This is a genomic window from Streptomyces sp. NPDC027672 (genome assembly GCF_055566335.1).
Map to the genome: position 1 here is coordinate 1 of NZ_JBVHSO010000019.1, position 14,845 is coordinate 14,845.

General features: G+C 71.2%; 12 protein-coding genes and 1 tRNA gene. 7 read left to right on the forward strand and 6 right to left on the reverse strand.

Features of this window, described 5'->3' with window-relative positions:
• Positions 1–89 precede the first annotated feature (89 nt).
• The gene (locus ACZ4SV_RS32905; protein ID WP_468009322.1) at positions 90–1,340 is read right to left on the reverse strand and encodes a hypothetical protein; all 1,251 of its coding nucleotides are present in this window, start codon (positions 1,338–1,340) and stop codon (positions 90–92) included.
• Between the two features lie 518 nt (positions 1,341–1,858).
• On the opposite strand from ACZ4SV_RS32905, the gene ACZ4SV_RS32910 reads away from it, so the two are divergent.
• Positions 1,859–2,320, forward strand: a complete 462-nt coding sequence (locus ACZ4SV_RS32910) for a DUF6082 family protein (protein WP_468009325.1) — start codon at positions 1,859–1,861, stop codon at positions 2,318–2,320.
• A gap of 292 nt (positions 2,321–2,612) precedes the next feature.
• Here the strand turns inward: ACZ4SV_RS32910 and ACZ4SV_RS32915 are convergent, their stop codons facing one another.
• Positions 2,613–4,007: a cystathionine beta-synthase gene (locus ACZ4SV_RS32915; RefSeq protein ID WP_468009328.1), complete on the reverse strand. Its 1,395-nt coding sequence runs from the start codon at positions 4,005–4,007 to the stop codon at positions 2,613–2,615.
• A 163-nt stretch (positions 4,008–4,170) separates the two neighbouring features.
• Between ACZ4SV_RS32915 and ACZ4SV_RS32920 the strand changes: the two genes are divergently transcribed.
• The 3 genes from ACZ4SV_RS32920 to ACZ4SV_RS32930 all read left to right on the forward strand — a co-directional run bounded on the left by ACZ4SV_RS32920 (position 4,171) and on the right by ACZ4SV_RS32930 (position 7,753).
• Positions 4,171–5,190 carry an SGNH/GDSL hydrolase family protein gene (locus tag ACZ4SV_RS32920; protein WP_468009332.1) on the forward strand — a complete coding sequence of 340 codons (1,020 nt, stop codon included), beginning with the start codon at positions 4,171–4,173 and terminating at the stop codon, positions 5,188–5,190.
• Positions 5,191–5,438: 248 nt separating this feature from the next.
• On the forward strand, positions 5,439–6,659 hold the full coding sequence (locus ACZ4SV_RS32925) for an acetyl-CoA C-acetyltransferase (protein WP_365941540.1): 1,221 nt from the start codon (positions 5,439–5,441) through the stop codon (positions 6,657–6,659).
• 284 nt (positions 6,660–6,943) lie between these two features.
• Positions 6,944–7,753 (forward strand): hypothetical protein, encoded by an 810-nt coding sequence (locus ACZ4SV_RS32930; protein WP_468009337.1) that lies wholly within the window; start codon positions 6,944–6,946, stop codon positions 7,751–7,753.
• A gap of 31 nt (positions 7,754–7,784) precedes the next feature.
• Here the strand turns inward: ACZ4SV_RS32930 and ACZ4SV_RS32935 are convergent, their stop codons facing one another.
• Positions 7,785–8,096, reverse strand: a complete 312-nt coding sequence (locus ACZ4SV_RS32935) for a hypothetical protein (protein WP_365874626.1) — start codon at positions 8,094–8,096, stop codon at positions 7,785–7,787.
• Positions 8,097–8,194: 98 nt separating this feature from the next.
• On the opposite strand from ACZ4SV_RS32935, the gene ACZ4SV_RS32940 reads away from it, so the two are divergent.
• Entirely contained in the window at positions 8,195–8,425 is a 231-nt protein-coding gene (locus ACZ4SV_RS32940; RefSeq protein ID WP_365874624.1) for a DUF4287 domain-containing protein, read from the forward strand.
• Between the two features lie 57 nt (positions 8,426–8,482).
• On the opposite strand, the gene ACZ4SV_RS32945 is transcribed toward ACZ4SV_RS32940, so the two are convergent.
• The 3 genes from ACZ4SV_RS32945 to ACZ4SV_RS32955 form a co-directional block, all read right to left on the reverse strand.
• Positions 8,483–9,397 carry a Bax inhibitor-1/YccA family protein gene (locus tag ACZ4SV_RS32945; protein ID WP_468009343.1) on the reverse strand — a complete coding sequence of 305 codons (915 nt, stop codon included), beginning with the start codon at positions 9,395–9,397 and terminating at the stop codon, positions 8,483–8,485.
• 147 nt (positions 9,398–9,544) lie between these two features.
• Positions 9,545–10,720: a 4-hydroxybenzoate 3-monooxygenase gene (locus ACZ4SV_RS32950; protein WP_468009347.1), complete on the reverse strand. Its 1,176-nt coding sequence runs from the start codon at positions 10,718–10,720 to the stop codon at positions 9,545–9,547.
• Between the two features lie 311 nt (positions 10,721–11,031).
• Positions 11,032–11,115, reverse strand: a tRNA-Leu gene (locus ACZ4SV_RS32955).
• 411 nt (positions 11,116–11,526) lie between these two features.
• Between ACZ4SV_RS32955 and ACZ4SV_RS32960 the strand changes: the two genes are divergently transcribed.
• Both ACZ4SV_RS32960 and ACZ4SV_RS32965 read left to right on the forward strand, forming a co-directional pair.
• On the forward strand, positions 11,527–12,297 hold the full coding sequence (locus tag ACZ4SV_RS32960) for an ABC transporter ATP-binding protein (protein WP_365874618.1): 771 nt from the start codon (positions 11,527–11,529) through the stop codon (positions 12,295–12,297).
• Positions 12,297–14,825 carry an ABC transporter permease gene (locus ACZ4SV_RS32965; protein ID WP_468009352.1) on the forward strand — a complete coding sequence of 843 codons (2,529 nt, stop codon included), beginning with the start codon at positions 12,297–12,299 and terminating at the stop codon, positions 14,823–14,825. Before ACZ4SV_RS32960 ends, ACZ4SV_RS32965 begins: the two co-directional genes overlap by 1 nt.
• Positions 14,826–14,845 lie beyond the last annotated feature (20 nt).

Sequence of the window (14,845 nt, forward strand, 5' to 3'; positions counted from 1 at the left end):
GGTCCGGGAGTAACGGCTCGATCCGCGCCCACTGCGCGTCAGTCAACGGCACACCCGGACCAACGACCGACTGATCCAAACGAGACTGCCTAGGCCGCTGTCTTCTGCCGTGCCATCTCTCGGGCACGTTCGTTCAGTTCCCGCACCTTTACGTTCTTGAGGTAGGGCCGGATGCGTCGCCGCATGATGTCGAAGTGTTCGTCAGCCCGTGAAGAGCTGAGCGTGGCGTAGTCGTCAAGGAGCGCATGCCAGGTCTCACAGGCGGCTTCGATGTGCCCTACCTCGAACTGTCGCTGTGCGAGGAGCCCGTTGGCGTGCGCGTTGCCCTGCTTCTCCATCTGCGGGCGAACCCGGTTCGATGCCTTCATGGCGGTGATCGAGCCGGGCACGTCGCCGAGGGCGTACAGGACGGCGGACTGGTGGAAGAAGTAGGCGGCCTGGTCATAGCCGCCGATGGCGTCTCGCCGGGTGTCCGCCTTCGACAGGGCGTCCTCGGTCTCGCGGAGTCGTCGGAAGGCTTGCCGCCGGTCGCCGACCAGCGCGGCCCCGTGGGCTTGTTGCCCGCGCAGGAACGCCACCAGGCGGGGGCCGGCGGAGGGCGCTGCCTCGGCGGCGGAGTCCGCCAGTTCGAGGGCTTTGTTCGCGTGCTGAAGATTCGCGGCCTGAAGGGCCATACCGCGAAGGGTCCGGCAGTACGTCACTTGATCGTTCGCCGCTTTGGCCAGACCGAGGGCCTGCCGGTAGTACCTCTGCCCGAGACCGTGGGCGCGCTCGTACATCGCCATCCATCCGGTGAGGTACACCAGATCGGAGGCGGCGGCCTTCATGTCGTTCTTCACGCTGTCCGTGCCGTCCGCCCGAAGGTAGGACGCGACAGAGTTCACGATGAACGCGGCGGCCATCGGGCGCGCGTGCGCGCCCCCGTGCTCGTCGAGCATGTCGGCGATCTTCTCCGTCATGCTGCGGACCACGGCGACTTCGCCGGGGCCGATCCGAACGGTTCGCCCGGCGGCCTGGTGCTCCAGGCGGTCCAGGGTCTCGTCGGCTTCGTCAAAGCCCGGCACTGCCAGCGTGGCGGAGTACAGCGCGGTCGTGAGAACCGTTCGGCGAGATGGGTCCATGTCAGCCCTTCCGGTGTGAACCAGACCCTCAATGGTGTTCAGGTCATGCTCGCCGGCCGCTACGTCCAATTCAGTCATGCCGGGTGCAGCGCCAAAACCCGCTTCGTCATGAGTGATCGGGCGCCCGATGCGTCTGGCCAGGGCTTCGACGATCACCGGCCGAACATTTCTTCGTGGCTTGACCCCGTTGAGCCAGTGACATGCCCGGCGCAGGCGCACCCCGGGTTGGACCGTGTTCGCTCTCGCGGTCTGTGCCCTGCTGGGGTGGGCGCTTACGGCTGTCACGACGGAGGGACTCCGGTGACCTTCCGGTGTTCTGCCACGGCCGAGCCGGACGATGCCGTCCGGGCCATCGCGGAGCTGATCAGATCCCCTTTCCCTGACCCGGACTGGTCGCCGGAAGCGCCGTCCCGGTGCATGGTCGAGGACGTACCTCACGACTTCCACGCGGCATGGCTGCGTACGGGTTCCTCGGTCCACTCGGATCTGTTCCTGTGCTGGCGAGACGGGTCACCTGAGCAGTGGATCGCCGACTTCGTGTGCTGCATGAACCGGCGCACCGAGCTGGGCACCGGATGCACGATCTTCAAGTACCACCCGGGCAAGTGCGAGTGGGCGTATGTCGACCCCGAGCGAGTGGCCGTACAAGCGCAGGCCGACCAGCTAGCTCAAATGCTGAACCTTCCACACGTCCGGGCGGATCGGGACGCCCCGCCCCACGAACAACCGGAGGAACCTTGAAGAACTCCCCCGCCGCAATCGGCCTGGGCTTGGCGGGCCTCTTTCTCGGATTCGCGCACCTGAAAAAGGCGGAGCGGCACCACCGCGAGATGAAGCACTTGGAGTTCATCCGCCTGCACGCGGAACTGCTCCGCGACACGGGCAAGGACACCGAGCTGCACGAGACCCTGGTTCCGGGTCTGGACGCGGACGACGCCGCGCGCGTGCTGCACGCCAACAGGTGCGTCACTCTCTGGTCGAGCATGGTGCGCCTGCGCTTCCTGCCGGCCGACTCGGTCGCCCAGATGCTCGAAGACTTCATGGTGGTCGAGTCCAACCGGAAGTTCTGGGCCCTCGCCAGGGCTCACCGCGCGGCCACTGCGCGGGACGCCCACGACACCGAGTTCAACGCCCTCGCGAACGCGGCGTACGACGCAGCCGTCCAGGAGGCCAACCAGACCCCGGTCCCGGCCCCGTGAACCCCCGTCCCGGCCTGCGCACCCCTTCCCGGGCCGGGACGGGCCCGACCCCGAACACGAAGCTGAAACGCGAGCGGTACTACGCGCTCGGCTTCACTGCGGTGGGAGTCGACTACGACGTCCCGACGCTGAACCTCTCAGTGTCATGGGCCGGGAACGGGCCGTCGCATGCCCCGTAGACACCCGAGAGCCCCGGGCCGTCTGCTTGGCCGGGGCTCTCGGGCGTGGACTCTTCAGTGATCCGAGGCAGGAGACTGATCGGCTCTTGGGCGGCTCACTCGTTCGGTCTGTGTCACCTGGTCGGGTTGGCGAGGAAGGCCAGGAGGTCCTGACGGGTGACGATGCCTGCCGGCTTGCCGTCCACCAGGACTACCGCGGCGTCTCGGCCTTCGAGGGCCGTCATGAGCCGTTCCACCGGTTCGCCGGAGCCGACGACCGGAAGAGGATCGGACATGTACTTCTCCAGCGGAGCGTCGGACGGGGCGCGGTCGGCCACCAGGGCGTGCAGCAGTTCCCGCTCCTCCACCGCGCCGATGACCTCGCCCGCCATCACGTCGGGGTGACCCGCTCCAGGGGCCACCACCGGCATCTGCGACACCCCGAACTCCCGCAGCACGCTGATCGCCTCCGCCACGGTCTCGGAGGGATGCACGTGCACGAAGCTGGGGATGCCACCCTCCGTCTCCGCCTTGTGCGCCAGCACCTCGCCGACCGTCTGGCCGGTCGAGGGCTGCTCGCTGAACCCGTGCTGGCTGATCCACTCGTCGTTGAAGATCTTGCTCAGGTAGCCGCGGCCGCTGTCGGGCAGAAGCACCACCACGACGTCGTCCGGGCCGAGCCGCTCGGCGACCTTCAGCGCCGCCACGACGGCCATGCCGCAGGAGCCGCCCACGAGCAGGCCCTCCTCCTTGGCCAGCCGGCGGGTCATCTGGAAGGAGTCCTTGTCGGAGACGGCGACGATCTCGTCGGCGACCTCGCGGTCGTAGGCGGTCGGCCAGAAGTCCTCGCCGACGCCCTCGACCAGATACGGCCGCCCGGAGCCGCCGGAGTACACCGAGCCCTCCGGGTCGGCGCCGACGACCTTGACCGCGCCCTGGCTGGCCTCCTTCAGGTAGCGGCCGGTGCCGGAGATGGTGCCGCCGGTGCCGACGCCCGCCACGAAGTGGGTGATCTTCCCCTCGGTCTGCTCCCACAGCTCGGGGCCGGTCGAGTGATAGTGCGAGAGCGGGTTGTTGGGGTTGGAGTACTGGTCGGGCTTCCAGGCGCCCGGGGTCTCACGGACGAGCCGGTCGGAGACGTTGTAGTAGGAGTCCGGGTGCTCCGGCGCCACGGCGGTCGGGCAGACGACGACCTCGGCGCCGTACGCGCGCAGCACGTTGATCTTGTCGGTGCTCACCTTGTCGGGGCACACGAAGATGCACTTGTAGCCCTTCTGCTGGGCCACGATGGCCAGTCCCACACCGGTGTTGCCACTGGTCGGCTCGACGATCGTGCCGCCCGGCCGCAGCTCCCCGCTCTGCTCGGCGGCCTCGATCATGCGCAGGGCGATGCGGTCCTTCACGGAGCCGCCCGGGTTGAAGTACTCCACCTTCGCCAGGACGGTCGCCTGGATCCCCTTGGTCACGTTGTTGAGCCGCACCAGCGGGGTGTTGCCGACGAGGCTGATCATCGAGTCGTGGTATCGCACCGTTGTCTCCGGTCGCTGCATGAAAAGACGTATTCGTAGTGGTGCCGCCAGCCTAAGGCCAGCCGCACGGCGGGCGCGGTCCGTTCACTCGCCGTCGAGATTGACGCACGGTCCGTACGGGGCAAGGAGTGGGTGTACGGCTATGAGGAGGTGGCGGCGGCGCATGACGAGCATGTCGAGGGCACGGGTGGCCCGGCGGATCGCGGCCGGAGCGGCGTACGGCGGTGGCGGGGCGGGACTGGTCGGCGCGGCCGTCGTCGGTCTGGTGCTGGCGGAGATGCGGCTGGCGCGGCGCCAGGTGGGCAACGGGACCGGCGGCCGGGTGCCGGTGGCCGACGGCGGGTACGGCCGCGCGTACGACGTGCCCGGTGAGCCGCCCCTGCGCCTGACCATGCTCGGCGACTCCACGGCGGCGGGGCAGGGCGTGCACCGGGCGGGCCAGACCCCGGGCGCGCTGCTGGCCTCCGGTCTGGCGGCGGTGGCGGAGCGGCCGGTGGAGCTGCGGACCGTGGCGGTGCCCGGCGCCCGGTCCGACGACCTGGACCGGCAGGTCTCCGTGGTGCTGTCGTCGCCCTCGCCCGTCCCGGACGTCTGCGTGGTGATGATCGGCGCCAACGACGTGACCCAGCGGATGCCGCCGACCCGTTCGGTACGGCACCTGTCGGCGGCGGTCCGGCGGCTGCGCACGGCCGGCGCCGAGGTGGTGGTCGGCACCTGTCCCGACCTCGGCACGATCGAGCCGGTGCAGCAGCCGCTGCGCTGGCTGGCCCGGCGGGCGTCCCGGCAGCTCGCCGCGGCGCAGACGATCGGGGTGGTCGAGCAGGGCGGGCGCACGGTGTCGCTGGGCGATCTGCTCGGCCCCGAGTTCGCGGCGAACCCGCGCGAGCTGTTCGGACCGGACCAGTACCACCCGTCGGCGGAGGGGTACGCGACTGCGGCGATGGCCGTCCTGCCCACGGTGTGCGCGGCGCTGGGCCTGTGGCCGGCGGAGGAGGAACGGCCGGACGTGTCGCGCCGAGAGGGCTTCCTGCCGGTCGCCCGGGCCGCGGCCGAGGCGGCCTCGGAGGCCGGTACGGAGGTCACCGCGGCCATGCCCGCCGGTCCGCGCGGCCCCTGGGCCCTGCTGAAGCGCAGGCGGCGGCGCCGGGTCCCGGAGGCCGAGCCGGCGGCACCGACCGTGTGACGGCGTGTGAAACCCGGGCGGCCGGAGACCCGGTCGGCCCGGGAGACCCCCGGAGGCCGCCCCGGGACCCGGGAGGCAGCCCGGAACCCCGGAGGCCATCCGGGACCCCGGAGGTCGCCCGGGACCCCGGAAAAAGCAAGCGCTTAGAAAACTGCGGCCAGTGTCACACCCCGACACCGATGACCGCTCGGGTACGGACGGGTAACTTCCCAGACGGCCCTGCCCGACATCCTTCCCCTGGAGCCGTGATGCCCGAAGCCGTCATCGTCTCGACCGCCCGCTCTCCCATCGGCCGCGCGAACAAGGGCTCCCTGAAGGACCTGCGCCCCGACGACCTGACCGCCACGATCATCCAGGCCGCGCTCGCCAAGGTCCCCGAGCTGGACCCCGCGGACATCGACGACCTGATGCTCGGCTGTGGTCTGCCCGGCGGCGAGCAGGGCCACAACCTCGGCCGGGTCGTCGCCGTGCAGATGGGCATGGACCACCTGCCGGGCTGCACGGTCACCCGGTACTGCTCCTCGTCCCTGCAGACCTCCCGCATGGCGCTGCACGCCATCAAGGCCGGCGAGGGCGACGTCTTCATCTCGGCCGGCGTCGAGATGGTCTCCCGCTACGTCAAGGGCAGCTCCGACGGCCTGCCGGACACGCACAACCCGCTGTTCGCCGAGGCCGAGGCCCGCACCGAGGCCGTCGCCCACCAGGAGGGCACGACCTGGCACGACCCGCGCGAGGACGGCCTGCTGCCCGACCCGTACATCGCGATGGGCCAGACCGCCGAGAACCTCGCCCGCTGGAAGGGCGTCACCCGCGAGGAGATGGACGAGTTCGGCGTCCGCTCGCAGAACCTCGCCGAGCAGGCCATCAAGAACGGCTTCTGGGAGCGCGAGATCACCCCGGTGACGCTGCCCGACGGCACGGTGGTCGCCAAGGACGACGGCCCGCGCCCCGGCGTCACCCTGGAGGGCGTCCAGGGCCTGAAGCCGGTCTTCCGTCCGGACGGGCTCGTCACCGCCGGCAACTGCTGCCCGCTGAACGACGGTGCCGCCGCGCTCGTCATCATGTCCGACACCAAGGCCCGCGAGCTGGGCCTGACCCCGCTCGCCCGGATCGTCTCCACCGGCGTCTCCGGCCTCTCGCCCGAGATCATGGGCCTCGGCCCGGTGGAGGCCAGCAAGCAGGCCCTCCGCCGCGCCGGTCTGGGCATCGGCGACATCGACCTGGTCGAGATCAACGAGGCGTTCGCCGCCCAGGTGATCCCCTCCTACCGCGAGCTGGGCATCGACCTGGACAAGCTGAACGTCAACGGCGGCGCCATCGCCGTCGGCCACCCCTTCGGCATGACGGGCGCCCGCATCACCGGCACCCTCATCAACTCCCTCCAGTGGCACGACAAGCAGTTCGGCCTGGAGACGATGTGCGTCGGCGGCGGCCAGGGCATGGCGATGGTCATCGAGCGCCTCAGCTGACCCACCGTCCGTAGCGGACCGCGCACGCTTCGTCGTGGCAGTGCCCAGAACCGGGGAAACACCACGGTTCTGGGCCTTTCCGTGACCCAATCTCCCCCAGGATGTGACCTATCTCGCTCGCCGTGCACATCGGTGCAGGTCAGCGCGGACCGGCCCGGCGTACGACGATGCCATGCGTCGCAAGTCATGCCCGATTCGTGACGTTACGCACTGACAGTTGGTTAGTCCACCCTTCAAGCTGATGTAGGAAGTCGGGGGGTCGACCTTGAACCGGGAGTACGTCAGTGAGCGCCATGCCGATCGCCCTGCTGCTCACCACGGCAGCCACCGGCGCCGTGGGCGTCGCCGTCCTGCGCACCGTGCTGAAGCTGCGCCGCCAGCTCGGCGCGTTGCAGCGGCAGCTGGCCGACGACCAGGCGGCCACCGCGCGGGCCCTGCTGCCGCACGCCCGGCCCGCGGTCGACGCCGACCGGATACGCGCGGCCGTGGCCGAGGCGCTCGCCGAGGAGCGGGAGCGCGAACTGGCCGAGGCGCGCGCCTTCTGGGCGGCGCAGGAGGCCCGTGACGCGGCCGACGCGCCGTCGCTGTTCGGACTGCCCGAGGCCGATCTGTTCCTGCCCCGGCAGGCGGACTTCGCGGGTCTGGAGCCGCTGGAGCCGGTGGCCGAGCCGTCCGGCGACGGCGACGAGTTCTCCGGGGGCGTCCCGTCCGCAGGAGAGTCCCCGGAGCTGGCCGCCGCCCGCCGCCGGCACCCCTCGCACCCCGAGTTCGTCCCGGCGCAGCCGGCGGCCGTGAACGACCACGAGGGCACGGCGGCCACGCTGGAGCAGCTCGCCGAGGGGCAGGTCCGGCTCTCCGACGTCCGCCCCGGCCCGCTGGGCACGCTCGACGTGTACGTCTTCGCCGACGGCACCACCCTGTGCATGACCCCGGGCCACCGCGAGCCGGCCGAACGCCTGGCCGTGGCCCTGGAGGCGGGCGAGACCCCCTATCTGCTGGGCGGTTCGGGCGTCTCCGGCGCGTACACCCTGACGTTCGCGTGCGGCGAGGACATGGTCTACGTCCTGGCCGACCGGGTCATCGCGTCCCTGTGACGCCCCTCCTGTAGCCGGCGCCTCGGGGCCCTCACACCCCGGCCCGCTGCCGCGCCTCCTCCACCAGCCGCACGGCCTCGGCGACCTCCTCGTCGCTCTCCAGCAGCACGGCCAGGTCGTGCGCGGCCACGAGGATCTGGTCCGCCGCGGCGAACATGCCGGCGTCCGGCATCTCCCGCGGCGTGCGTCCGGGCTCCTCCCTCAACTGCGCGCGCCGGGACAGTTCCCGGGCCACGTCCAGCGCCTGGGCTGCGGCCCCGCGCTGGAGCCGGCTCTGCGGCGCGGCCCGCAACCGGTCGGCGAAGTGATCCACTGCTTGGGTCAGGGGCGTCGTATCAACCACCCGGCGAGGGTAGCGCGCGCACTGTTGCCAAGACGCGCACGCTCAGGCACGGTGACGTGAAGGACCGGCTTACATCCCCTTTGTGTACGGAGGCGCCGATGTCCCACGTCTTGTCCGAGGAGACCCACCGCAACCTGCTCGCCCGCATCCCGCGCTGCACCGGTCGTGAGGTCACCGACTGGCTGCGCGCCGTCGAAGAAGGCCCGGCCCTGTTCCGTTTCGAGGAGAAGGTCAGCTGGCTCCGGCACGAGTACCACCTGGCGTACGGCCACGCCAAGGCGATCGTGCACGAGTACGACCTGAGGAGGGCGGCGCGCAGGCTGCTCTGAACGGCACAGGGCCCCGGGCGGATCGCCCGGGGCCCTGCCGCGACGTGCGCCGGGGCGCTAGTCGTTGCTGCTGAAGATCGCCACCAGCCGCAGCATCTCCACGTAGATCCACACCAGGGTCATGGTGAGGCCGAACGCGGCGAGCCAGGACTCGTTGCGCGGCGCGCCGTAGGCGATGCCGTCCTCGATCTGCTTGAAGTCCAGGGTCAGGAAGAACGCGCCGAGCACGATCGCGAGGATGCCGACGATCGCGCCGAGCGGGCCGAAGCTGCGCAGACCGCCGTTCTCGGCGACGCCGAAGGCCACCAGCAGCAGGTTGACCGCCATGACCACCATGAAGGCGACCGCGATGGAGATGCCGATGCGGGCGTAGCGTGCGGTGACGCGGATCCAGCCGGCCTTGTAGACCAGCAGGGTCGCGGCCGAGACCGCCATGGTGCCGAGCACCGCCTGGAACGGGGCGCCGCTCCAGCGGCTGTTGAACATCTCGCTGAACACGCCCAGGAAGACGCCCTCGAAGGCGGCGTACCCGAGGATCAGCGCGGGCGACGGGGTGCGCTTGAAGCTCTGCACCATCGCCAGCACGAACGCGACCAGCGCGGAGCCGATCGCCAGGCCGTAACTGGTGCCGGAGACCGGCAGCAGCGCCCAGGCGAGGACGGCGCCGACGGCGACCGTGCCGAGCGTGAGGGCCGAGCGGACGACGACGTCGTCCATGGTCATCCGGTCGGCGGTGGCCGGGGCCTGGGTGCCGTGCCGGGCGTCCGGCTGCGCGTACGGGTTCTGCGCGTAGGGATTCTGCGCGTACGGGTTCTGCGCGTACGGGTTCTGCGCGTACGGGTTCTGCGCGTACGGGTTCTGCGCGTGCGGGTCAGCCTGTGCGTACCCGGCCTGCGGTGCGGTGTTGAAGCCGGCGTAGCCGTTGTCTCGGCTGAAGCCCCGTCGCGAGAAGACCGGGTTGCTGCTCCTCATCTCACTCCTCCATGACTGCCGAATGCAGCCTTGGCTCAAGAGTAATGTATTGGCAAAAGATCCACATGCTACCTGAGGAGGATCTTTCCCCTGCCGTGCCGCACCACACGCTACGCGGGCGGGCGGTTCGCGGCCATGGACGCGCGGCTAACCGAGCGGAAACCCCGTGTACGCCTCGGCCAGCTCGGTCTCGGCCGCGCGGGAGGAGGCGATCCGCTCCAGCCGGGCCTGCTGGAGCCGGGCGTCGAAGGCGTCGGCGTCCGGGGCGGTGTGCAGCAGGGTCGTCATGTCGTAGGAGAACCGTTCGGCCTGCCAGACCCGGCGCAGACAGGTCGCGGAGTAGGCGTCGAGGAGTTCCGGGGAGCCGGTCTCCTGCTCGTGGGCGAGGGCCCGGGCGAGGGTGACGACGTCGCCGACGGCCAGGTTCAGTCCCTTGGCGCCGGTCGGCGGCACGATGTGGGCGGCGTCGCCGGCCAGGAAGAGCCGGCCGTGCCGCATCGGTTCGTGCACGAAGGAGCGCATCGGCGTGACCGACTTCTGGGTGACGGGCCCGCGCTCCAGCCGCCAGTCGTCGTCCGTCTCCAGCCGCCGCTCCAGCTCGTCCCAGATCTCCTCGTCGCTCCACTGGCCGGCCTCGGTTCCGGCGGGCACCTGGAGATAGAGCCGGGACACGGCCGGCGACCGCATGGAGAGCAGGGCGAAGCCGCGCTCGTGGCGGGCGTAGACGAGTTCGTCGTGGGAGGGGGCGACGTCGGCGAGGACGCCGAGCCAGGCGTACGGGTACGACCGCTCGAACACCCGCGAGACCTCGGCCGGGAACGCCTTCCGGGCCACGCCCCAGAAGCCGTCGCAGCCGACGACGTACGCGCAGTCCAGCACCTCCTCGCGCCCCTGGTGCCGGAACCGGATCCGCGGCCGGTCGCCCTGCGCGTCCTCCACCGCCAGCGCCTCGGCCTCGAACAGCAGCGGCCCGCCCTCCTCCAGCCGGAGCGCGATGAGGTCCTTGCAGACCTCGGTCTGGGCGTAGACGGTCACGGACCGCCCGCCGGTGAGCGCGGGGAAGTCGACACGGTGCCGGCGCCGGCCGAACCGCAGCTCGATCCCGTCGTGCCGCAGCCCCTCCCGGTCCATCCGCTCCCCTGCCCCGGCGGCGCGCAGCACGTCGACCGTGCCCTGCTCCAGGATCCCGGCCCGCTGCCGCTGCTCGACGTAGGCGCGGTCCCGGCTCTCCAGCACGACCGAGTCGATCCCGGCGCGGTGCAGCAGCAGCGCGAGCAAGAGCCCGGCCGGACCGGCCCCGATGATCCCCACGGTGGTACGCATCGCCCGCTCCCTTCTCCGCCACCGGCTCCCGCTCCCGTTCGCCTGGTGAACTTTTCTTCACTGTTGCGTGCGAGTTTCGGGCCGGGCACGCCCCTGTGTCAACGGTCGCCCGGGAACCGGACGCGCCCGGTGGTCCGGAGAGGAGCCGGGGAAGGAGGGGAAGACCGCCCCGGCACTGGGCGCGGGCCGCGGCCGGACCGGCCGGCCGCGCGTCGCCTCGGGGCGGAAAGCGGTGGGGATTCAGACGGGACAACCGGGGCAGGCTCGGTGGAAGAGCGGTGGCACGCCGGCCGGACGCCGTAGGCGGAAAGTGCCCGGAGCCGGACTTGAACCGGCACGCCCGCGAAGGGGCAGCGAGGTTTAAGCTCGCCGTGTCTGCATTCCACCATCCGGGCAGGCCATGGGCTCCGCATCGAGGGTCCGAGCCTATCGGGACCCATCCCCCGGACAGCGGACGGGTGGACCGATGTTGTCTTATTTTATTGACGTCTGAGGGTGCATCAGCCGACGGAACGCGCCATCCGCACTTGCCAATAGCCTGGCGTGACAGGCGCGCGCGTGTACGTGAAATGACGGAATTTCACCGTCTGAACAAGGGCGGTCCACCGGTTCTGAACAGGCCGACGGCTGTCCTGCCCCCTCGCTCTCTCCGGGTCGGCCGTCCTCCCCAGGTATGACACGGCGCCCTCCCGTCCGCCCCGGGTCGCCCTCCGGAACCGGAACAGCGGCTGACTTCACGCGCTGTTCACGCCGGGACGATGGAACGGTCCCCAGGAACCACGTCGTCCCGACAGGAGCACCACCCCGTGACCACCACACCCACCGCCGGCCGGACCACCGCCGTGGCCGCACGCGCCACGGAGTTGTCGAAGATCTACGGGCAGGGTGAGACCCGGGTGGTCGCCCTGGACCGGGTCTCGGTCGACTTCCGGGCCGCCGAGTTCACCGCGATCATGGGCCCGTCCGGGTCCGGCAAGTCCACGCTGATGCACTGCGTGGCCGGTCTGGACACCTTCTCCTCCGGGTCCGTCCGGATCGGTGACACGGAACTGGCCTCCCTGAAGGACAAGCAGCTCACCAAGTTGCGCCGGGACAAGATCGGCTTCATCTTCCAGGCGTTCAACCTGCTGCCGACGCTCACCGCCCTGGAGAACATCACCCTCCCGATGGACATCGCCGGGCGCAGGCCGGACAAGGCGTGGCTGGACCGGGTCATCGAGATGGTCGGGCTGTCGGGGCGGCTGCGCCACCGGCCCTCGCAGCTCTCCGGCGGCCAGCAGCAGCGGGTCGCCGTGGCACGCGCCCTCGCCTCCCGGCCCGACATCGTCTTCGGCGACGAGCCCACCGGAAACCTGGACTCCCGCTCCGGCGCCGAGGTGCTCGGCTTCCTGCGCAACTCCGTGCGCGAGCTGGGCCAGACGGTGGTCATGGTGACCCACGACCCGGTGGCCGCCGCCTACGCCGACCGCGTCGTCTTCCTCGCGGACGGGCGGATCGTGGACGAGATACACGGCCCCTCCGCCGAGTCCGTCCTCGACACGATGAAGCAGTTCGACGCGAAGGGCCGTACCAGCTGATGTTCCGCACCGCCCTGCGCAACGTCCTCGCGCACAAGGCCCGGCTGCTGATGACCGTGCTCGCCGTCCTGCTCGGCGTGGCGTTCGTCTCCGGGACCCTGGTGTTCACCAACACCCTCTCCGACGCCTACCAGAAGAGCTCCGCCAAGGGCTTCGACCAGGTCGACGTGGCCATCCGGCCCGAGTACCAGGAAGGGAAGGGCGACCGGGTGGGCCGCCGGCCCGAGCTGACCCAGGCCCTGCTGGACCGGGCCGCCAAGGTGCCCGGCGCCGCCTCCGCCACCGGTGTCGTCACCGGCTTCACCGCCGTCGCCGGCAAGGACGGCAAGCTGGTCGGCGGCGACTGGCAGTCCGCCGGCGGCAACTACTGGGGCCCCGAGGACCCGCGCTATCCGCTGGTCAGCGGCCACGCCCCGCACGGCCGGGACGAGGTGCTGCTCGACTCGGCGACCGCGCGCCGGGCCGGCCTGAAGACCGGCGACACCGTGCGCCTGTCCGTCGACGGCCCGGTCCTCACCTCCACCGTCAGCGGCGTCTTCACCACCGACGACGGCAACGTGGCCGCCGGCGGCAGCCTCGCCCTGTTCGACACGCCGACCGCGCAGTCCCTGTTCGGCAAGAAGGGCACCTACGACGAGATCGACGTGCGCGCGGCCGCCGGCACCAGCCAGAGGGCGCTCAAGGCCGCGCTGGACAAGGCCCTGCCCGCCGCGCCGGTGACGACCACCACCGGCGAGCGGCTCGCCGACGACCAGGCGCGGGCCATCTCCGCCTCCATGAGCAGCATGAAGCAGGGCCTGCTGGTGTTCGCCGGCATCGCCCTGTTCGTCGGCACGTTCATCATCGCCAACACCTTCACCATGCTGGTCGCCCAGCGCACCCGGGAGCTGGCCCTGCTGCGGGCGGTCGGCGCCTCCCGCCGCCAGGTCACCCGCTCGGTGCTCGTCGAGGCGTTCGCCGTCGGCGCGGTGGCCGGCGTGGCCGGTCTGGCCGCCGGCATCGGCATCGGCGCGGGCCTGCGCTCGCTGCTGGGCACCTTCGGCGCGAGCGTGCCGGACGGGCCGCTGGTGATCACCCCCGGCACGGTGGGCACCGCCCTCGCGGTCGGCGTCGTCGTCACCATGCTGGCCGCCTGGCTGCCGGGCCGCCGGGCCGCGAAGATCCCGCCGGTGGCGGCGATGAGCAGTGTCCACGCCACCGCAACCGCCAAGTCCCTGGTGCTGCGCAACACGCTGGGCGCGCTGTTCGCGGCGGCCGGTGTCGCGGTGGTCCTCGCGGCGACGGCGATGGACGCGGACACCGGCCAGGGCGTGCTGGGGCTCGGCGCCGTCCTGCTGATCATCGGCGTGTTCGTGCTGACCCCGCTGCTGTCCCGCCCGCTGATCGCCGCCGCCGCGCCGGTGCTGCGCGCCTTCGGGGTGGCCGGCAAGCTGGCCCGCCGCAACTCGGTGCGCAACCCGCGCCGTACCGCGGCCACCGCCTCGGCGCTGATGATCGGGCTGACCCTGATCACCGGGATGACGGTGATGGCCGGGAGCCTCCAGACGTCCATCGACAAGATGGCCAGTTCGGCGATCCGCGCCGACTACGTGGTCTCGATGGCCAACCGCGGCCCGCTCTCGCCGGACGTGGCGAGGAAGCTGGCCGCCGCCGACGGGGTCACCGCGAGCAGCCCGCTGCGCAACGGGGAGTCCCGGATCGACGGCGGCACGGAGTACCTGACCGGTGTCGACGGCGCCGCGATCGGCGAGCTGACGGACCTGGAGGTGACCGACGGCTCCTTCGCGGTGGGCGGCCCGCGGACCGTCGTGGACCGGGATCTGGCCGAGGAGCACGGCTGGCGGGCCGGTTCGCGGTTCACCGCGCACTTCGAGGACGGTACGGCGCGCCGGCTGACGGTCGCCGGCGTCTACGAGGGCAACGACCTGCTCCACGGCATCATCGTGGACGACAAGGTCCTCACCCCGCACCTGACCGACCCGGCCGACATGCAGGTCATGGTGAAGACGGCGGACGGCGCGTCGGACACGGCCAAGGACACGCTGCAGAAGGTCCTCGGCGACAACCCGGCGATCAGGGTCCAGGACAAGCGGGACATCTCCCAGGAGATCGCCAAGTCGTTCACGCTGATGCTGAACATGGTCTACGGCCTGCTCGGCATGGCGGTGATCGTCGCGGTGCTCGGCGTCGTCAACACGCTGGCCATGTCCGTCTTCGAGCGCGCGCAGGAGATCGGCATGCTGCGGGCCATCGGCCTGGACCGCGGGGCGGTCAAGCGGATGGTCCGGCTGGAGTCCCTGGTGATCTCGCTGTTCGGCGGGGTGCTGGGGATCGGCCTGGGCGTGTTCTTCGGCTGGGCGGCCGGCCAGGTGCTGGCCACCAAGATGCCGACGTACGAACTGGTGCTGCCCTGGGGCCGGATGGCGGTCTTCCTGCTGCTGGCGGGCGCGGTCGGCGTCCTGGCCGCCCTGTGGCCGGCCCGCCGCGCGGCCCGGCTGAACGTGCTGACGGCCATCAAGGCCGAGTAGCCGCGGGTGCCCAGGGCCCC